This window comes from Rhizobium lentis (assembly GCF_014200175.1).
In the GTDB taxonomy this organism is placed as follows: Bacteria; Pseudomonadota; Alphaproteobacteria; order Rhizobiales; family Rhizobiaceae; genus Rhizobium; species Rhizobium mulingense.
Genome location: NZ_JACHBD010000001.1, coordinates 1,150,267 through 1,167,906 on the forward strand (window position 1 = coordinate 1,150,267; position 17,640 = coordinate 1,167,906).

At 62.5% G+C, this 17,640-nt stretch carries 18 protein-coding genes; 9 read left to right on the plus strand and 9 right to left on the minus strand.

What is annotated here, in order from left to right:
• Positions 1-5: 5 nt before the first annotated feature.
• The gene (locus tag GGI60_RS05555) at positions 6-782 is read right to left on the minus strand and encodes a metallophosphoesterase (protein WP_183911913.1); all 777 of its coding nucleotides are present in this window, start codon (positions 780-782) and stop codon (positions 6-8) included.
• A gap of 165 nt (positions 783-947) precedes the next feature.
• Between GGI60_RS05555 and GGI60_RS05560 the strand changes: the two genes are divergently transcribed.
• Positions 948-2,072, plus strand: coding sequence for a monooxygenase (locus tag GGI60_RS05560; RefSeq protein ID WP_183911911.1), 1,125 nt, complete (start codon positions 948-950; stop codon positions 2,070-2,072).
• A 53-nt stretch (positions 2,073-2,125) separates the two neighbouring features.
• On the opposite strand, the gene GGI60_RS05565 is transcribed toward GGI60_RS05560, so the two are convergent.
• Both GGI60_RS05565 and GGI60_RS05570 read right to left on the minus strand, forming a co-directional pair.
• The gene (locus GGI60_RS05565; protein WP_097582028.1) at positions 2,126-2,590 is read right to left on the minus strand and encodes an RrF2 family transcriptional regulator; all 465 of its coding nucleotides are present in this window, start codon (positions 2,588-2,590) and stop codon (positions 2,126-2,128) included.
• A gap of 166 nt (positions 2,591-2,756) precedes the next feature.
• Positions 2,757-3,545, minus strand: a complete 789-nt coding sequence (locus tag GGI60_RS05570) for an SDR family NAD(P)-dependent oxidoreductase (protein ID WP_183911909.1) — start codon at positions 3,543-3,545, stop codon at positions 2,757-2,759.
• A gap of 131 nt (positions 3,546-3,676) precedes the next feature.
• On the opposite strand from GGI60_RS05570, the gene GGI60_RS05575 reads away from it, so the two are divergent.
• Complete coding sequence (locus tag GGI60_RS05575) at positions 3,677-4,447, plus strand: TIM barrel protein (RefSeq protein ID WP_183911907.1); 771 nt, start codon at positions 3,677-3,679, stop codon at positions 4,445-4,447.
• Here the strand turns inward: GGI60_RS05575 and GGI60_RS05580 are convergent.
• Positions 4,444-4,980 (minus strand): hypothetical protein, encoded by a 537-nt coding sequence (locus GGI60_RS05580; RefSeq protein WP_183911905.1) that lies wholly within the window; start codon positions 4,978-4,980, stop codon positions 4,444-4,446. The two genes, GGI60_RS05575 and GGI60_RS05580, sit on opposite strands and share 4 nt — an antisense overlap.
• A gap of 91 nt (positions 4,981-5,071) precedes the next feature.
• Between GGI60_RS05580 and GGI60_RS05585 the strand changes: the two genes are divergently transcribed.
• Positions 5,072-5,545, plus strand: coding sequence for a cupin domain-containing protein (locus tag GGI60_RS05585; RefSeq protein ID WP_009994847.1), 474 nt, complete (start codon positions 5,072-5,074; stop codon positions 5,543-5,545).
• Positions 5,546-5,566: 21 nt separating this feature from the next.
• Here the strand turns inward: GGI60_RS05585 and GGI60_RS05590 are convergent, their stop codons facing one another.
• The 5 genes from GGI60_RS05590 to GGI60_RS05610 form a co-directional block, all read right to left on the minus strand.
• Positions 5,567-6,676, minus strand: coding sequence for a sn-glycerol-3-phosphate import ATP-binding protein UgpC (locus GGI60_RS05590; protein WP_183911903.1), 1,110 nt, complete (start codon positions 6,674-6,676; stop codon positions 5,567-5,569).
• Between the two features lie 12 nt (positions 6,677-6,688).
• The gene (locus GGI60_RS05595; RefSeq protein ID WP_183911901.1) at positions 6,689-7,603 is read right to left on the minus strand and encodes an ABC transporter permease subunit; all 915 of its coding nucleotides are present in this window, start codon (positions 7,601-7,603) and stop codon (positions 6,689-6,691) included.
• Between the two features lie 10 nt (positions 7,604-7,613).
• A complete protein-coding gene (locus GGI60_RS05600; protein ID WP_183911898.1) occupies positions 7,614-8,498 on the minus strand; it encodes a carbohydrate ABC transporter permease in 885 nt (294 codons plus the stop codon).
• A gap of 119 nt (positions 8,499-8,617) precedes the next feature.
• Positions 8,618-9,973 carry an extracellular solute-binding protein gene (locus tag GGI60_RS05605; protein ID WP_183911897.1) on the minus strand — a complete coding sequence of 452 codons (1,356 nt, stop codon included), beginning with the start codon at positions 9,971-9,973 and terminating at the stop codon, positions 8,618-8,620.
• Between the two features lie 364 nt (positions 9,974-10,337).
• Positions 10,338-11,543 carry an ROK family transcriptional regulator gene (locus GGI60_RS05610; protein WP_183911895.1) on the minus strand — a complete coding sequence of 402 codons (1,206 nt, stop codon included), beginning with the start codon at positions 11,541-11,543 and terminating at the stop codon, positions 10,338-10,340.
• Between the two features lie 226 nt (positions 11,544-11,769).
• Between GGI60_RS05610 and GGI60_RS05615 the strand changes: the two genes are divergently transcribed.
• The 6 genes from GGI60_RS05615 to GGI60_RS05640 form a co-directional block, all read left to right on the plus strand.
• Complete coding sequence (locus tag GGI60_RS05615; protein ID WP_183911893.1) at positions 11,770-13,008, plus strand: extracellular solute-binding protein; 1,239 nt, start codon at positions 11,770-11,772, stop codon at positions 13,006-13,008.
• 72 nt (positions 13,009-13,080) lie between these two features.
• Entirely contained in the window at positions 13,081-13,965 is an 885-nt protein-coding gene (locus GGI60_RS05620; RefSeq protein ID WP_183911892.1) for a carbohydrate ABC transporter permease, read from the plus strand.
• A complete protein-coding gene (locus GGI60_RS05625) occupies positions 13,965-14,810 on the plus strand; it encodes a carbohydrate ABC transporter permease (protein ID WP_183911890.1) in 846 nt (281 codons plus the stop codon). Before GGI60_RS05620 ends, GGI60_RS05625 begins: the two co-directional genes overlap by 1 nt.
• Entirely contained in the window at positions 14,807-15,829 is a 1,023-nt protein-coding gene (locus GGI60_RS05630; RefSeq protein ID WP_183911888.1) for an SIS domain-containing protein, read from the plus strand. Before GGI60_RS05625 ends, GGI60_RS05630 begins: the two co-directional genes overlap by 4 nt.
• Positions 15,830-16,759, plus strand: coding sequence for a PfkB family carbohydrate kinase (locus GGI60_RS05635; RefSeq protein ID WP_183911886.1), 930 nt, complete (start codon positions 15,830-15,832; stop codon positions 16,757-16,759). It abuts the gene before it with no gap.
• Positions 16,756-17,640: ABC transporter ATP-binding protein (locus tag GGI60_RS05640; protein WP_183911883.1), on the plus strand; the 885-nt coding region annotated here is incomplete at its 3' end. The genes GGI60_RS05635 and GGI60_RS05640, both read left to right, overlap by 4 nt.

The following is a 17,640-nucleotide window of genomic DNA, read 5'->3' on the forward strand; positions in this document are numbered from 1 at the left end:
GCCTGTCAGGTGGAAAACAGATGCACCTGGCCCTGCCACAGACGGGCGACGGTCAGCCTGCCGCTGCGATAGGCGCGCGTATCGAGATTGAGCCGCCCCGCGCGAACCTCCGGCTCGTCGTTCGGCGTATGACCATGGACGACGAGTTTCGGCAAAGGGATCCTGCTTTCGAGAAATCGGTGGCGGATGAGCACCAGATCCTCGTCGGTCTGCGCCGCGATTGGCTGCGCCGGATCGATGCCGGCATGGACGAACAATACGCTCGGCGTGTCCAGCATGATCGGCATCGCCCGCATGAAATCGATATGCGTGTGCGGCAGCGAATGACGGAGGAAGGCGTCAAGCTGTGCACCGGAGGGAAAGACCAGCGGCAGATGTTCCGGATCGAGCCCATAGGATTTCAGCGAGTGCGCCGATCCCATCCGCATCCAGTCGTCATAGGAAAGCCAGCCGTCGATATAATCGAGCATGGCGATCTCGTGGTTGCCGGCAAGGCAGATCCGATCGAAACCTTGCGGCGGCGGATCCATGAGGTGAGCGATGACCTGCGCCGATTCCGGGCCGCGGTCGATATAATCGCCGAGCGTCACGATCAGCTTGCGCCCGGGCAGCCGTGCCGCATCGCGCAGGATAGCCTGTTCGGCCTTCACGAGCAGGTCGCGCCGGCCGTGAATGTCGCCGATGGCATAGGTTGGTATATCGGCGATATCCAGCGTCGGACGCGGTCTCGGCTCGCGTGCCATTTTCGAAACCTCGCTGCGGCGAGCAAGAGAGTCGCTCATCATGTTTCTCAATCAAGGAAGCCCCGGTTAACCATAAGTAGCGTCGAGGGCAAGGCGATCAAGTTGGTGAGATAATTCGAAGCATCGGTTTTTTCTAGAAAAACCGTTCTTATCATCCGGAGCGAAATCCCTCACTCCTGTTATCCGTCGAGGAAAGAGTGATCGATGGGAACCATATCGCAGTTTCGTGACCGCCTGAGACCGCCAGCGCAGCGCATCGAGAGCGAAGAGGCGGCAATCTCCACGGCCCGTGACCTCGCGACCGCATTCCGGCGCGAGGCGAGCGAACGCGATATCAACCGCATTCTGCCGTTTGCCGAAGTCGACGCGCTGTCGATGTCGGGACTGACGGCGATCACTGTTCCGCCCGACCATGAAGGGCTCGACGTGCCGAATGCCCTACTTGCCGAAATCGTTGCGATCATTGCCGAGGCCGATGCCTCGATCGGCGAGACTCTGGAGAGTCATTTTTCTGCGCTGGAAACACTCCGCATTCAGGCCGGAGAGGATCTGAAGACCTCGCTATTTGCCCGGGTGCTGCTCGGCGACCGCTTCGCGGCCGCCGCTTTCGCCGAGGGATGCGAGGTGACGGACGATGGCCCGGGCTATCGCCTCAGCGGCCGCACTCGGCAGGCCGCCGGTATCCTCTATGCCGACTGGATCGCCGCCGCCCTCACACTTCCGCCCGACCGCCCGGCGACGTTCTACCTCACCGGCAGCGATGGAGACCTGCAGGTGGTCGATGATTGGGACGGCTTTGGCCAGCGCACCAATGGATCGGCAACGGCGATCGCCGGTCCACTCCATGTTAACGCCGACGCCATCGTGCCGGCGCCTTCGCTTGGATATTCGACCGGCGTGTCGCTTGGCCTGCTGCTCAAGGCCGGGGTAAGCCTCGGTATCGCGCGAGCCGCGTGGGCCGACCTGATGAAAGCGATCGGCGATCGCGCCGCCGTCCTCTCTCAGCTCGGCAAACATGCCGTTGGCATCGAAGCGACGGCGGCGGCCTTGGAACGGGCTGGCAGAAAACTCGACTTTGCCCAGGTCAATCCCGTGGAGGCGGCGATGGCGGACGCGTATTTTTCCGCTTCGGCGGCCGCGATCATAGCCGGCGATACGGCGCTCGCCACCGCCAATGCGCTGTTCGAACTCGCAGGGCAGGCATCGGCCGGTATCGGGCTCAATCTCGACCGCCATTGGCGCAATGCCCGCATTCACGCGCTTTCGCTGCCTCGGGATAGGCTGCTGCGCAGCGCAGGCAAGTATGTGTCGCAGAAAGTCGAGAACTGAAAGCTTGCAGAGGGCGCCGCCGTTATGCGGGACGATGTGGAAACGAAGAGATCTCAGCTGGCGGCAGAGATCGGAAATTCTTCCGTAGCGCCCTCGACATGGCCGCCGGCCGCAACGAATTGCTCGAGGGTCATATTGTCGAGGATGGCGGCGATCGCGTCCCGAACATCGGTCATCGAACGCCGCACCTGACAGGTTTCCGGATCGGCGCAATCGTCGCAGGCCTCATAGGCCGTACGGCTGGCACAGCGGATCGGCGCTAAGGGCCCGTCGAGCGTGCGGATGACATGACCGATGCGGATTTCGGAAGCCGGCCGCGACAGGGAATAGCCGCCGCCGGGTCCCTTCTTCGAACGCAGGATGCCGACATTGCGCAGTTCCAAGAGGATCGTATCGAGAAACTTCTTCGGGATATTGTTGCGGGCGGCAACGTCATTGATGAAGGCGGTCTCGCCCGGCGGCAGCCGCGCCAAATCGACCAGCGCCTTCAGGCCATATTTTCCCTTTTTCGTCAGCATCGTCTTTGCCCTGTCGAAAACGCAATACTTATCCTGCCAATAGCAGGCAAATAGCGTCGAAAGCGTGAAGATACAACAAAATAGCTATTATTTATAGCTTATCTCGGCAACGTCCGCAGAAGGTGCCGCCAGTCCTCGGCCTCCAGCGCGCTTTGCCGTTGATCCGTCAGATTGTTTTCAACATGCCTCCGTCAACGAAATAGGTCGATCCGATGCAGTAGCTTGCCCGTTCCGAGCTTAGGAAGACGAAGACATTCGCCAGTTCTTCCGGCGTGCCGAAGCGTTTTGAAGCAGCATGTTCATTGGCGACGCTCTGCAGATAGCCTTCCCAGTTCCCGCCGGTTTCGGCCGTCAGCTGCTTGGCGGTCTTGATCCAGTCCGGTGTCAGGATCAGGCCGGCATTGACGCAGTTGACGCGGATATTGTCCGGGATGAGCTCGGTCGAGAGCGTCTTCGAAAACATCATCAGTGCCGATTTGCTGACATTGTAGATCGGCTCGTACCAGAGCGGCTGGACGGCGCAGATCGAGGCATTGTGCAGGATGACCCCGCCGCCGCGCCTCTTCATCTGCGGCGCGATCCCGCGTGCAAGCCGCACGGCAGCCATCACATGCAGATCCCAATAAGCCTGCCACTTCTCGTCCGGCGCCTCCATCACCGTCTCGTTCGATCCGGTGCCGGCATTGTTGATGAGGATATCGGCGCCGCCCTTCTCCGCGGCGGCCGCAATGATCGCCTCCGTTCCCGCTGCCGTCGCAACGTCGGCGACAACGGCGGTGGCGCTGACGCCATGCTTCTCGGCAATATGGGCGGCCTCCGCCTCCAGCCGCTCGCCGCCGCGCGCCGCCAGCACGAGATCGGTGCCCTCTGCCGCCAGCCCCTCGGCGATCGCCAGCCCGATGCCGACCGACGCGCCCGTTATAACCGCGGTCTTTCCCCTCAATCCCAGATCCATATCTTCCTCCAGCAACGCCGGCGATCCCGGCCTGATGTGCGGAGTGTTCCGTCAATGAGTCCGGCCGTCAAGCCTTGCGGCAGGCTCCGATCTGGCGCAGCCTGCGCCCCGCGCACAGGGGAGGAGTTTTCATGCGACGTTATTCGGCCTGCATAGAGTGGCTGTTTGCCGAAGCGGGCGACCGCTTTCCCGACCGCATCCGCCGCGCCCATGCCGGCGGCCTGACGGCGATCGAATTCTGGCGATGGAGCGACAAGGACCTGGGTGCGATCGAGGCGGCGATTGATGAAACCGGCCTTGCGGTGACCAGCCTCGTTGCCGAACCGATGATCGCGCTGACCGACGCCGTCAACCGGCACGCCTGGCTCGAGGGCCTGGCCGAATCCGCGGCCGTCGCCAGACGTCTCGGCGCGCCGGTGCTGATTGCCCAAGCAGGAGACGATCTTCCCGGCTTCACCCGGCAGGCGCAGCGTCTGGCCCTCACCGAAACGCTGAGAGCCGGCGCCGATATCCTCGCCGGCAGCGGCGTGCGCCTCGGCGTCGAGCCGCTCAACACCCGCATCGACCATATCGGCTATTTCCTCGATTCCACCCGCGAAGGCCTCGACATCGTCGATGACGTCGCCCGCCCAGAGATCGGCATCGTCTACGACGTCTACCATTCCGCCGTGATGGACGAACGCACGGAAGAGGTGCTGGAGGGCCGTCTCGACCGCGTCTTTCACGTTCATGTCGCCGATCATCCCGGCCGCAACGAGCCGGGCTCCGGCGGCATCGATCTCGGCCACCGCCTCAACTGGATCTTCGGCAACGGCTATGACGGAGCCGTCGGGCTCGAATACCGGCCGATCAGACCTGGCGCCGACGCGATCAGGGCGGCGATTGCTTCGCTAGATGGCTAGCTCGAGTTTGCACCTTCGGCAAAGGCTTCAAGTTCGGGGTCGAAATCGACTTTGACGACATTATTGAAGACGGCGGTCGCCAGCATGATGCCGGCGAAGGCGACGAGATCAACCAGCACCTTTGTCTCATAGCGCGTCTTCAGCTGCGCCCATAGCTCGGCCGGAACGGCGTTGGAATCGGCGACGATCGCCTTGCCGAAGGCGTCGAGCAACGCTTCCGTCTGGGAAAGCTCCAGCGCATCGGGATTGAAGCCCTTGTTGATCAGCGCCCGGCGAAAGAAGGTGATGGCGATCTTCGATTTCGCCGCCTTCGAGATCGCATGCGAGAAGACCCAGATCTCCCGGTCGCTGACGGCAGGATCCAGCTCCGCCCGCAGCGTGAACCATTCGGCATAGATGCGGTGGGCGACCGGCGAATGTAAGAGCGTCCGCTTCATGTTGGTCATTCGCCCGCGCAGCCTGACTTCTTCGTCATGCGCTGCCCGAATCTCCTCCGAAGCCGTGTCGTAATCGATTTGTGGCAGATAGCTCATCGGGTGCCTCTTTCTGGTGCGCGAAGATAAATCCGCTTGGCCGTCGCGTCGCGCCTACCTAGACTGTCTGCATCGAAGGTGGAGACAAGGCATGAGCGGCGACCACGAGCATTCTCACATCGACTGGCGGGAACATGGCGTCAAGGTCATTCCCGGCAATTCGCTCGATCCCAACACGGCGCAGACGCCGGGCATGAACCGCGCAACTGCGATCAACAATGCGCGTGCCGGCGCCGAGAAAATCTGGGCCGGCACGGTGACGATCCATGCCAATGCCAAGACCGGTGCCCATCATCATGGCGATCTCGAAAGCATTATCTATGTCGTCAAGGGCAAGGCCCGCATGCGCTGGGGCGAGCATCTGGAATTTACCGCCGAGGCCGGCCCCGGCGATTTCATCTATGTCCCGCCCTACGTGCCCCATCAGGAGATCAACGCCAGCCGTGACGAGACGCTGGAATGCGTGCTTGTCCGCTCAGGCCAGGAGCCCGTCGTCGTCAATCTCGATATCGAGCCGGTCGAGAAGCCGGAAGACGTCCCCTGGATCGATCCGATCCATCGCTGACGCCGACCGGCGATGAATTAATCAGGCGTGGACGGCGCCGGCACTGCTCATTGCAGAATTCTCGATGATCCGGCCGGTATCGGCGGCATAGAGGTGGATCGCGTTGTGGTCGATCGCGATGCCGATCGGGTCGCCGGATTTCACTCTCACGGCATCCGTCAGCGCCACGGCAAAAGGCAGCCCGTCGAAATCGGCATGAACGACGCGGCTGGCGCCGAGCTCTTCGATGAAATCGGCCGTCGCGATCAAGGCGCCGGGCGCATCCGGCGCCACCAGTCGGGCGGCCTCGGCGCGCATGCCGAGCACGACGCGTTTGCCTTTCAGCGGCGCGGCGCGTTCGCGCGGCAGCGCAATCTTGCGGCTCTGGTCATAGACGAAGACACCTTCATCGTTGATCGTGCCTTCGAGCAGGTTCATCGCCGGCGTGCCGACGAAGCCGGCGACGAAGCGCGAGGCCGGATGATGATAGACCTCTTCCGGCGTGCCGACCTGCTCCACCTTGCCGCCGTTCATCACCACCAGCCGGTCGGCCAGCGTCATCGCCTCGGTCTGATCATGGGTGACGAAGATCGAAGTGGCGCCAAGGCGGCGGTGCAGGCGGCGGATTTCGGCGCGCATGGCGATGCGCAGCTTGGCGTCAAGGTTCGACAGCGGCTCGTCGAAGAGGAACACTTTCGGCTCGCGGATCATCGCGCGGCCCATGGCGACGCGCTGGCGTTGGCCACCGGAAAGAGCGGCCGGGCGGCGGTCGAGGAAGGGTTCGAGGCTAAGCGCCTTGGCGACCTCGGTGATGCGTCGCTGACGCTCAGCCTTCGCAACGCCAGCCACCTTCAACGCATAACCGATATTCTCGGCTACGGTCATATGCGGATAGAGCGCATAGTTCTGGAACACCATCGCGCAGCCGCGCTCGCGCGGCTCCAGCTGGTTGACGACGCGGCCGTCAATCGCGATTTCACCGCCGCTGATTTCCTCGAGGCCGGCGATCATGCGCAAGAGCGTGGACTTGCCGCAGCCGGAAGGGCCGAGGATGACAACGAATTCACCGGATTTAATTTCCAGATCGACGCCGTGAACCACGGGATGTTTGCCGTAGCTCTTCTTTACATCACGGATTGAGATCGGTGCCACAGGACTGTTCCTTCATTTCTCGGTGGAGATCAGGCCGCGCACGAACCAGCGCTGCATCAGGATGACGAGGACCAGCGGCGGCGACATGATGATCAGTGTACCCGCCATTGCGACGTTCCAGTCAGGCAGGCCGAATTCGGATGGAATCAGGGTTTTGAGCTGCGTCACCGCAATGCCGAAATTCGGATCGGTGGTGATTAGAAGCGGCCAGAGATACTGGTTCCATGCCCAGACGAACATGATGGTGAACAGCGCGATCATGTTCGGCCGCGACAGCGGCAGTAGAATGTCCCAGAAGAACCGGACCGGGCCCGACCCATCCATCTTCGAAGCCTCGGCAAGCTCATCGGGAACCGTCAGGTAGAACTGCCGGTAAAGGAACGTCCCGGTCGCGGTTGCGACCAGCGGCAGAACCAGGCCCGGGTAGGAATTCAGCAGACCCCATTCGAGCTTGACCTGGATGCCCGTAATCTGGGCCACGAGCCAGCTGATGCCCGTGACATCGAGAATCGTCTGGAATGGCTGCAGCGCATTGGCCGCAATCGAATAGGTCGGCACGATGCGGACTTCGAGCGGTAGCATCAGCGTGATGAAGATGATCCAGAAAATCACATAGCGGCCGCGGAAGCGGAAGTAGACGATCGAGAAAGCTGCCATGGCGGAAAGGATGACCTTGCCGGTAGCGACTGCCGTGGCGAAAATGATGCTGTGCAGCAGCTTGTTGCCGAGATCGGCGCGGACCCAGGCTTCCCGAGCGTTGTCCCAGAAATGCGAGCCCGGCGTCAGCGGCAGCGGCACACGGTTGACCGTCTCCAGATCCAGCGTCGAGGCGATAATGACGATGGCGAAAGGCAGGAGCGCGATGACCATGCCGAGCGCCAGAAGCGTATAGCAGATGAAATTGAATATCGGCGTGCGTTCGATCATGTCCGCGACCTCACTTGTAATGCACGCGCCGCTCGATGAAGCGGAACTGGAAGATGGTGAGCATGACGACGAGCAGCATCAGGATGATCGATTGCGCCGCGGCGCCCGAATAATCGAGGCCCCGGAAGCCGTCGAAATAGATCTTGTAGACCATCAGCTCCGTCGCCCGGGCCGGGCCGCCCTGCGTCATGACGTCGACGATGCCGAAGGAATCCTGGAAGCTTTCAGTGATGTTGATCACCAGCAGGAAGAACAATGTCGGCGTCAGCAGCGGCAGCTGGAGATCCCACATGCGGCGCAGCGGCCCGGAGCCGTCCATGGCGGCCGCTTCGATCAGCGAGCGCGGAATGCCCTGCAGAGCCGAAAGGAAGAAGATGAAGTTATAGCCGATATATTTCCAGGAGAAGGCGACGATGACGGCGATCATCGCGTCCTTGCCGTCAAGCGCGGGATTCCAGAGGCCGGGCCAGACATGGTTGATGACCGAGAGAAGGCCGGCCTCCGGCGCCAGGATGAAGCGGAAGGCAAGCCCAAGAGCGGGCGCGGCGATCGCATAGGGCCAGATGAAGACCGACCGGTAGATCTTGTGGCCTCGCAGCTCGCGATCCGTCAAAAGCGCCAGGATGAGCGCCAGGCCCATGGCAATGATCGTCGAGCTGAAGCCGAAGACTATGCTGCGGGTGATCGATTCCCAATAGATCGGATCGCTGAGCAGCAGTTTGAAATTGTCTAAGCCGACCCAGGCATTGCCGCCGCCCCATGGCTGCTCGAGCGTGAACGCCCAATAAAGCGCCTGCGCGCTTGGCCAGTAGAAGAAGACGAAGATCAGCAGCAGCATCGGGAATGCAAAAAGCAGGCCGATCGTCGTCGAGGAGAAAGTGACGCGCTTTTCCATGGGTGGTCGTTTTCGCCCTGATTTGACTTCAGGCGCGGGCTCCAGCACATCCGCGACTGATTGGGAGAACTTACAAAGACGCACCCGGCACGCGCAAGGCGGGCCGGGTGCAGCTCAAATCAGGGGAGCTGAACGTTCTTGTAGGTCTGCTGGAAGCGGCGCAGGAGCTGGTTGCCGCGTTCGGCAGCAGAGTCGAGCGAGGCCTGGACGTCGGCATTGTTGACGAAGATCGCCTGCAGGCCGTTGGCGATCTCGGTGCGGACCTGCAGCAGGCCGCCGAGACGGATGCCCTTTGCGGCTGCGTCGCCAGCCGGGGAAGCGGTCAGGCTCTGAATGGCGAGTTCACGGCCGGCGTAAGGCGCTTTGTCGTAGAAGCCCTGCTTCTTCAGATATTCGAAGCCGGAGTTGCGAACCGGGATGTAGCCGGTAACGGTCGACCAGGTCAGAGCTTCTTCCGGCTTCGCGATGAAGTTGAAAAATGCAGCGGCAGCCTTGTACTCGGCGTCCGAATGGCCCTTCAGAACCCAGAGCGAAGCGCCGCCGACATAGGAGCTGTGACGGGTCGCGTCACCGTAGGTCGGGAGCATGGCAACGCCCCAGTTCATGCCCTGCTTGGCGGTGCGGCCGATATTGCCGTGGTCGCCGACCGAAGTCAGGATGACCTGGCAGTCGCCGGCAGCGAAGGCTTCGACGAAGGTCTGGCCGACGGCCTTGTTCTTGATGACGGCGAGCTTGTTGTCGTACCAGGACTTGAGGTCCTTGATGTAGCTGACGAGAAGCGGGTTCTTGTTGAAGACCAGCTCGGCGTCGAGGCCTTCGAAGCCGTTCTTCTTGGTGGCGATCGGCTCGCCGTTGATGGCTTCAAACTGCTCGATGTACTGCCAGACTTCGTTGTTAGAGATGTCGAAGGCGAGCGGGCATGCATAGCCGGCGTCCTTCAGAGCCTTGAAGTCCTCACCGGCTTCCTTCCAGGTCGCCGGAGCATGATCCTTGCCGATCTTGGTGAAGGCATCCTTGTTCCAGTAGAGCAGAGCGGTCGAGGAGTTGAAGGGGAAGGAATACATCTCGCCCTTGGACGTGGCGTAGTAGCCTGCGATGCCCGAGAAATAATCGTTCCAGTCGACGGTGTAGCCCATGTCGGCCATCAGCTTGTTTGCCGGGTAGTAGGCGCCGGAGAGCATGATGTCGAGCGTGCCGGCGTCGGAAACTTGAGCGATGGTCGGCTGCTTGCCGGCGCGAAAGGCGGCAATAGTGTTCTGCAGGGAGGCGTCGTAGCTGCCCTGGCTAGTGCAGACGACTTCGTAATCGGCCTGCGACTGGTTGAAGCGATCGCACTGTTCCTGGACCCGCTTTGCGATGTCACCGGAATTGCCGAACCAGAAGTCAATCTTGGTCTTTTCGGCGGCGGCAGCCGGGCCAGCAAGAAACGCTGTAGCGAGAAGGGCGCCGACGGCGCCGAGAAGCTTGGCTTGCATGAGAACCTCGAACGTAAAAGAGACGCGCACTTTCAGCGCACGCCCTATTAGCTGGTCCAAATTGCCGCGGCCAATGAATATTCCATGACACGAAACAACCGAAATCGCGCCATCACGAAACCTTCATGCGGATGTTATTTGCCACGGCTGAAGGCTATATTGAGAGAAGCCTCGCCAACCACCCCAGCGCACTGCCGAATAGTTATATCTATACCAGAATTCCCATAAGTTTCAATAATTTTCAATATTTGACTATACTTCGATAGCGCCTCTTTATTCGCTTGTAATGGTCACTTGAAACTTACATATAGAGCCATTTTTCTGCCGCTGCACTGCCGCGCAACGCCCGGTTTCAGCCTCGAAATCAGCGGGAATCCTTCAAAATTGCAGCAAAATGCGGATCGAATGCCCGGCTGATCGGTCCTGCTGCGGCTCCGAGCGCCACCGACCAGGGATCGGCCATGCCGGGCTGCAGGCGCGGCAGGGTCCGGCCACGCCTTTCGGCGATCGAAGGGAGCAGCGGCCCGACCGCCGCAATCAGCCTGTTAACCAGCCCTTCCGGCGCGCTGCCGCAGAGGATCACCGTCTGCGGATCGAAGATCGTTTCGATCAGATGGATGCTCCAGCGCAAATCGGCTGCGGCCGTCCCGATCCAGGCCTCGATGCTCGGGTCGCCTCTCAAGGCGAGGTTGTCGATGCGCGCATGGAGATCGGGATCGGCGGGGTCGGCCGACAGATGCTGGTAGAGCGAGGCGAGCGAGGCGCGGTGTTCGAGCGGCGTCGATTTACCGTCGGCAAAGAGCAGCGCCATGCCGATCTCGCCGGCATTGCCATTGGCGCCGCGGTAGAGTTCACCATTCAGGATGAGGCCGGCACCGATGCCGTAGCCAACGAAGAGGCAGACGGCATGATCGAGGCCGTGGGCGGCCCCCACCATGCGCTCGGCGGTCGCAGCCGCCGCCGCATCGTTCTGCAGTCCGACATCGAGCCCGGTGCCGGCGGCCAGGGTTTCCAGCAGGGGAAACTTCTGCCAGGCCCCCATCATCCACGGGTCGTCGCCGCTGCCGTCAATCCCAAAAGGGCCGGGCATCGCAACGCCGAGGCCGACCAGCCGCTTATCCGATTGCCGGACGATCCTAGCGAGGTTCGAGCGCACGCCTGCGACGAGGTCGAGAATGACCTTCGCTCCCGTGGACGGGCCTCCCGGCGGCAAAGCGGCCTCGGCGCGCACGAGAACGCTGCCGACGAGATCGACGGCGACGGCCCGCGTCACATGCCGGTCGATCTGCAGGCCGATCGAAAAGGCGCCCCCGGGGACGAGCCGAAAGGGCGTCGAGGGCTGGCCCCTGCCCTTGCGCACCGCCTCCTGCGAACTGACGAGACCGTCGCGCTCGAGTTCCTCGATGATATTCGACACCGTCTGCTTGGTCAGCCGTGTCGCCCGCGCCAGATCGGCGCGCGAGAGCGCACCATTGATCCTCAAGGCATCGACTATCACGCGCCGATTATGCGCGCTGGTGCCTTCGTGGTTGGTGCCGCTCTTGGCCCTGATCGGCCTGCTGTCATTCATGTGCAATTGCCTCTTGACTCCAGTAGAATGTTGAAGAAGTAATAAGTCAAGACAATTGACTTAATAAGGAACCGGAGAGTTCCAGGGAACGCAGGAAGCCGTACAGGGCCTCCAACGACGCTCCGAGGTGACGAACCGGCACGTTTTTTTATGCGTGCCTTCTCGAAAACCCGATGGCGGAAATCCGCCCTCGGCTATGCGTAAATGTCAAAAACTGGAGGCTGCAATGCTGAAATCCTTGAACAAGACGCTTTTGGGTGCGGCCTTGATCGGCGCATCCCTTGCCCCGCATGCTTTCGCCGAAACGACGCTGAACGCGCTGTTCATGGCGCAGGCCGCCTATAGCGAAGCCGATGTGCGCGCCATGACCGACGCCTTCGCCAAGGCGAACCCCGACATCAAGGTCAATCTCGAATTCGTTCCCTATGAGGGCCTGCACGACAAGACCGTGCTGGCGCAGGGTTCCGGCGGCGGCTATGACGTCGTCCTCTTCGACGTCATCTGGCCGGCCGAATACGCCACAAACAAGGTGCTGGTCGACGTCTCCTCCCGCATCACCGACGAGATGAAGAAGGGCGTGCTGCCGGGCGCCTGGACCACTGTACAGTATGACGGCAAATATTACGGCATGCCCTGGATCCTCGACACCAAATATCTGTTCTACAACAAGGAAATCCTGGAGAAGGCCGGCATCAAGGCGCCGCCGAAGACCTGGGACGAGCTGGCTGAGCAGGCAAAGGCAATCAAGGACAAGGGTCTGCTGGCAACTCCGATCGCCTGGAGCTGGTCGCAGGCCGAAGCGGCAATCTGCGATTATACCACGCTGGTTAGCGCCTATGGCGGCGATTTCCTGAAGGACGGCAAACCTGCCTTCCAAAGCGGTGGCGGCCTTGACGCCCTGAAATATATGGTGGCCAGCTACACGTCAGGCCTGACCAATCCGAACTCCAAAGAGTTCCTGGAAGAGGACGTCCGAAAGGTCTTCCAGAACGGTGATGCCGCCTTCGCTCTCAACTGGACCTACATGTACAACATGGCGAACGACCCGAAGGACAGCAAGGTCGCGGGCAAGGTCGGCGTCGTGCCGGCGCCGGGCGTCGCCGGTAAGAGCGAGGCTTCGGCCGTCAACGGCTCGATGGGCCTCGGCATCACCTCCGCCAGCCAGCATCCCGACGAGGCCTGGAAGTACATCACCTTCATGACCTCGCAGGCCACACAGAACGCCTACGCCAAGCTCAGCCTGCCGATCTGGGCTTCCTCCTATGACGACCCCGGTGTCACCAAGGGCCAGGAAGAGCTGATTTCCGCCGCCAAGGTCGGCCTCGCCGCCATGTATCCGCGCCCGACGACGCCGAAATATCAGGAGCTTTCGACGGCGCTGCAGCAGGCAATCCAGGAATCGCTGCTCGGCCAGTCCACTCCCGAGGACGCGCTGAAGTCTGCTGCCGAAAACAGCGGCCTCTGAAGCCGGCATGAACCCCGGGCGGCGCCTGTCGCCGCCCGCCTCCCAAACCTGTGATGAAGAAGGGTCGCCTCGATGTCGGGCACATGGCTGACAACCCGCGCGTGGCTTTTGATGCTGCCGCTTCTCATGGTCATGATCTCAGTCATCGGCTGGCCGCTCGCCGATACCGTCGGCCTCTCCTTCACCGATGCCAAGCTGGTCGGCACCGATGGCAATTTCGTCGGCATCGATAATTACGCCAAGATGCTCTCCGGCTCGAATTTCCAGCGCACGTTGGTCACCACTGCATGGTTCGCGATCGTCTCGGTCGCCGCCGAAATGGTGATCGGCGTGCTTGCCGCGCTGCTGCTGAATCAGCAGTTCCGCGGCCGCACTGCGCTCCGCGCCCTGATGATCCTGCCCTGGGCGCTGCCGACGGTCGTCAACGCCACGCTCTGGCGGCTGATTTATAATCCTGAATACGGTGCGCTCAACGCGGCGTTGACGCAGCTTGGTCTGCTCGATGCCTATCGCTCCTGGCTCGGCGAGCCGGGCACGGCGCTTGCCGCCCTCATCGTCGCCGACTGCTGGAAGAACTTCCCGCTGGTGGCGCTGATCGCGCTTGCCGCACTCCAGGCCGTGCCGCGCGATATTACCGCCGCCTCCCTCGTTGACGGCGCCGGCCCCTTCGCCCGCTTCCGCTTCGTCATCCTGCCCTATCTCGCCGGCCCGCTGATGGTAGCGCTCGTGCTGCGCACGATCGAAGCCTTCAAGGTATTCGACATCATCTGGGTCATGACCCGCGGCGGACCGGCCAACAGCACCCGCACGCTCTCGATCCTCGTGTACCAGGAAGCCTTCTCCTTCCAGCGGGCGGGCTCGGGCGCGTCGTTGGCATTGATCGTCACGCTGCTGGTCACGCTGCTTGCCGCCGGCTATGCCGCCCTGGTGCGCAAGACCGCCGGGAGTGCCGTCTGATGGAACGCCAGAGCCCGCTGTTTTCCGCCTTCATTCATCTCTCAGCGCTGCTGCTTGCCGCCGTCATCCTGGCTCCGATCCTGTGGCTGTTCATCATGAGCATTTCGCCGGCCGCCGATCTTGCGGCAAAGCCGCTGCGCTGGTGGCCGCAGACGATGGATTTCTCGCGTTACCAGGTCCTGCTGTCGACGCTCGAAAACAGCGCTGGCGCCGCCTTCACCTCATCGCTGCGCAACAGCATCGAGGTGGCCGGCATGGCGACCATCGCCGCCATCGCGCTTGCCATTCCGGCCGGCTGGGCGGTGTCGCGCACGCCTTCTGTGGGATGGTCGCTGTCGATGGTGATCGCCACCTATATGCTGCCGCCCGTAGCACTCGCCGTGCCGCTCTATATGGGTCTGTCCCATCTCGGCATGCTGAACAACGTCTTCGGCCTAGCCCTCGTCTATCTCACCATCCTGGCACCCTTCACCACCTGGCTGATGAAATCGGGCTTCGATTCCATCCCGCGCGAGATTGAATCCGCCGCAATGATCGATGGCGCCGGCCTGTTCCAGACGCTGAGAATTATTACGCTGCCGCTTGCCGCCCCCGTGGTCGCGACATCGAGCCTCTTCGCGTTCCTGCTGGCCTGGGATGAATTCTTCTATGCGCTGCTCTTCACCTCGGACCAGCGCGCCAAGACGCTGACCGTCGCCATTGCCGATCTCGCCGGCGGCCGCGTTTCCGATTACGGACTGATCGCCACGGCAGGCGTGCTCGCCGCCCTGCCCCCGGTGCTGATCGGCCTCGTCATGCAACGCGCCCTGATTTCAGGGCTCACCAGCGGCGGCGTCAAGGGATGAAGATGACAACAGAAAGAAACCGGCCGGCCGGACTTGCTGCGATTGACCGCGAGATGGTGCGCCAGCACGCCGATGCAATCGCCTCTTATGAAGCCGCCGCACCGATGGCGGCAAGAGCCGCCGTCTCGCTGAAGAAGACCGGCCGGCTTCTACTGCTCGGCATGGGCGGCTCGCATGCCGTCAACCGCGCCGTCGAGCCGCTCTACCGTGCGCTCGGCATCGATGCCGTCGCTTTGCCGCTCTCCGAACAGCTCGGCCAGCCGCTGCCGATCGCCGGCAGGACGATCTTCGTCACCTCGCAATCGGGCGAAAGTGCCGAAGTCGTGCGCTGGTTCAACGAAACCGGCGGTACGGAGGAAAGCTTCGGCCTGACGCTCGAAGGCAGTTCCTTCCTCGCCAGAACCGCCCCGTCGCTGGTCGGCAGCGGCGGCACCGAGCTTGCTTTTGCCGCAACCCGCAGCCTGACCGTGACCTTCGCCCTGCATCTCGCGGTCTTGGCCGCTCTCGGCGAAGATCCCGCGGCCGCGCTTGCCGTCCTCAAGGCGCCCGAAGACCATGACATCGCGGCCGCGCTCGCTGCACTCGAAAAGGTCGCGACCGTCGTGACCTCGGGCCGCCGACTGCAAGGTGTCGCCGAGGCACTGGCCCTCGGGCTGACAGAGCTTTCGCGACGGCCCTGCTTCTCCCTCGAAGGCGGTCAGCTGCGCCATGGCCCGATGGAGATGCTGAGGCCGGAGATTGGCGTGGTACTGTTCCGCGGTCTCGACGAGACGGCCGGCCTCGTCACCACCATGGCGGTATCCGCCGTCGAGACCGGCGCGCCCGTCATCCTGTTCGACGCCTCGAGCGAAGCCCCCGTCACAGGGGCGGTGACGATCCGTTTTGCGCCAGCGACGGGGCTTGCCGCGATCTTCGCGATGCTGCCGGTCGCCCAGCGGCTGATGATCGCCTTTGCAGGAACCCGCGTGGAGAATGCCGGAACGCCGATCCGCTCCACCAAGATTACCCGGAGTGAATGAATGCGGCCGCTTGCAGTCATCGGCAACGTCAATGTCGATCTCATCCTCGGACCGGCCGCCCCCTGGCCGAAGGCCGGCACGGAAATCAGGGTCGATCACGACGAGCTCCGCGTCGGCGGATCGGCCGGCAACAGCGCACTCGCGTGGCAGGCGCTCGGCATCGAATTCGAGATCGCCGCCAATATCGGCAGCGACCAGTTCGGCCGCTGGCTGGCGGAAGCCTTCGGCCATCGCTCCAAAAATTGGCCGGTACGCCCCGAGAAAACGACGCTTTCCGTCGGCATCACCCATCCGGACGGCGAGCGCACCTTCTTCACGACGACCGGCCATCTGCCGCGCTTCAGCCTCGCCGACGTGTTCGCAGTCATCGACGGCGAAAGACTGCGCGGCGGTTACGCGCTTCTCTGCGGCGGCTTTCTGACCGACGATCTGGCGAGCGAATATGACGCCTTCTTCGACTGGGCCGACGGCCACGACATCATTGTCGCACTCGATACCGGCTGGCCGCTCGACGGCTGGACCGAAAAAAATTGCGCGGCCGCCCGTGCCTGGCTTTCGCGCAGCGGCATTGCACTGCTGAATGAGGTCGAGACGACGACGCTTGCCGGCATCGCCGATCCGGTCGAAGCCGCCCGTGAAGTCAGGTCGCATATGCCGGAGGGCGCGATCATCGTCGTCAAGCGCGGCCCGGATGGCGCCATCGCCATCGGGCCGGATGGCCTGCCGGCATCCGCAACTGCACCCGTCGTCAAGGTCGTCGATACGATCGGCGCCGGCGATGTCTTCAATGCCGGCTTCCTGGCAGCATTGGCAGACGGCAAGCCGCTGGCTTCCTGCCTGGCGGCAGGGACACAGGTCGCCTCGCGCGCCATTTCCACCCTTCCCCGCAGCTATGGCGAGCCATCGGCTCCTCAGGAGCCCATGTCATGAGCGCGCTCGACATTGAAAACATCCGCAAGACCTATGGCGAAGTGGAAACGCTGAAAGGCATCGACATCTCGCTGGAAAGCGGCGAATTCCTCGTGCTGCTCGGCTCCTCCGGCTGCGGCAAGTCCACGCTCCTCAACATCATTGCCGGCCTTGCCGAGGCGACGAGCGGCGACGTCAGGATCGGTGGGCGGTCGGTTCTCGGAGTACATCCGAAGGACCGCGACATCGCCATGGTCTTTCAATCATATGCGCTCTATCCCAATCTGACGGTGCACCGGAACATCGGCTTCGGCCTGGAAATGCGCAAGGTGCCGGCGCCCGAGCGTGACAAGGCCGTGCGCGATGCCGCGAAACTCCTGCAGATCGAAAACCTTCTCGACCGCAAACCGAGCCAGCTCTCCGGCGGCCAGCGCCAGCGCGTCGCGATCGGCCGGGCGCTGGTGCGTAAGCCGGAAGTGTTTCTCTTCGACGAGCCGCTCTCCAATCTCGACGCCAAGCTGCGCATGGAGATGCGCACTGAGATCAAGCGGCTGCATCAGATGCTGAAGACCACGGTCGTCTATGTAACCCATGATCAAATCGAGGCGATGACCCTTGCAAGCCGCATCGCCGTCATGCGCGACGGCCGTATCGAGCAGCTGGGCACGCCTGAGGAAATCTACAACCATCCGGCAACACTCTATGTTGCCACCTTCGTCGGCGCTCCGCCGATGAACCTGCTGAAGGCGACAGTGCGCGATGGCCGGCTGGCGATTGCAGGTTCTGATGCCAGCCTGCCCCTACCGACCCGCTTCGCCGAAGCCGCCGTCAATGGCCGCGAACTCGTCCTCGGCATCCGCCCCGAGGCCCTTCGCACGGACGGCGCCGGCCCGTCGCTCAAG

Coding starts and splice junctions, on each gene's coding strand:
- GGI60_RS05565 (WP_097582028.1), bottom strand. CDS start 2,590: ATGCTGACGAAAAAGGGAAAATATGGCCTGAAGGCGCTGGTCGATTTG.
- GGI60_RS05625 (WP_183911890.1), top strand. CDS start 13,965: ATGGAACGCCAGAGCCCGCTGTTTTCCGCCTTCATTCATCTCTCAGCG.
- GGI60_RS05585 (WP_009994847.1), top strand. CDS start 5,072: ATGAGCGGCGACCACGAGCATTCTCACATCGACTGGCGGGAACATGGC.
- GGI60_RS05600 (WP_183911898.1), bottom strand. CDS start 8,498: ATGGAAAAGCGCGTCACTTTCTCCTCGACGACGATCGGCCTGCTTTTT.
- GGI60_RS05575 (WP_183911907.1), top strand. CDS start 3,677: ATGCGACGTTATTCGGCCTGCATAGAGTGGCTGTTTGCCGAAGCGGGC.
- GGI60_RS05580 (WP_183911905.1), bottom strand. CDS start 4,980: ATGAGCTATCTGCCACAAATCGATTACGACACGGCTTCGGAGGAGATT.
- GGI60_RS05630 (WP_183911888.1), top strand. CDS start 14,807: ATGAAGATGACAACAGAAAGAAACCGGCCGGCCGGACTTGCTGCGATT.
- GGI60_RS05610 (WP_183911895.1), bottom strand. CDS start 11,543: ATGAATGACAGCAGGCCGATCAGGGCCAAGAGCGGCACCAACCACGAA.
- GGI60_RS05555 (WP_183911913.1), bottom strand. CDS start 782: ATGAGCGACTCTCTTGCTCGCCGCAGCGAGGTTTCGAAAATGGCACGC.
- GGI60_RS05560 (WP_183911911.1), top strand. CDS start 948: ATGGGAACCATATCGCAGTTTCGTGACCGCCTGAGACCGCCAGCGCAG.
- GGI60_RS05635 (WP_183911886.1), top strand. CDS start 15,830: ATGCGGCCGCTTGCAGTCATCGGCAACGTCAATGTCGATCTCATCCTC.
- GGI60_RS05605 (WP_183911897.1), bottom strand. CDS start 9,973: ATGCAAGCCAAGCTTCTCGGCGCCGTCGGCGCCCTTCTCGCTACAGCG.
- GGI60_RS05615 (WP_183911893.1), top strand. CDS start 11,770: ATGCTGAAATCCTTGAACAAGACGCTTTTGGGTGCGGCCTTGATCGGC.
- GGI60_RS05620 (WP_183911892.1), top strand. CDS start 13,081: ATGTCGGGCACATGGCTGACAACCCGCGCGTGGCTTTTGATGCTGCCG.
- GGI60_RS05570 (WP_183911909.1), bottom strand. CDS start 3,545: ATGGATCTGGGATTGAGGGGAAAGACCGCGGTTATAACGGGCGCGTCG.
- GGI60_RS05595 (WP_183911901.1), bottom strand. CDS start 7,603: ATGATCGAACGCACGCCGATATTCAATTTCATCTGCTATACGCTTCTG.